Origin of the sequence: Streptomyces sp. SID13726 (genome assembly GCF_010548375.1) — a bacterium.
Classification (GTDB): domain Bacteria; phylum Actinomycetota; class Actinomycetes; order Streptomycetales; family Streptomycetaceae; genus Streptomyces.
Genome location: NZ_JAAGLY010000903.1, coordinates 1 through 380 on the forward strand (window position 1 = coordinate 1; position 380 = coordinate 380).

Sequence of the window (380 nt, forward strand, 5' to 3'; positions counted from 1 at the left end):
ACCGTCTGGAGCAGCACGGCAAGCTGCTGGACGCGGTCGGCCGCCTGGCGGCCAAGCGCGCGGAGCAGCAGGTGGAGTGGACCTGGTCGATGGTCCGTGAGGAGCTGCTGGAGCGGCTGCGCGCGAATCCGGCGGTCCGCGGCCTGGCCCCCGGCCTGGAAGCGGCGGTCCGGGCCGGCGCGGTGACCCCCACCTCGGCGGCGGACCGGATCCTCGCGGCGTTCACGGACAGGAACGGCCCCGCCGGGGTGTGAGGCACGTGGGGGGACACCCCCGGTACGGCGTGGGAGAGGTGCCGGGGGCAGCGCCCCCGGCACACCGGCCGGTCCGCCCGGGCTCAGGCAGTGACCAGCGCCGGCCCGGCCGAATCCACGCTGCGC

The 380-nt window shown here is 77.4% G+C and carries 1 pseudogene; it reads left to right on the top strand.

Annotated features, from left to right (window positions below):
- A pseudogene (locus G3I78_RS50910) lies at positions 1 to 254 on the top strand (methylmalonyl Co-A mutase-associated GTPase MeaB); the annotation flags it as partial.
- Positions 255 to 380 lie beyond the last annotated feature (126 nt).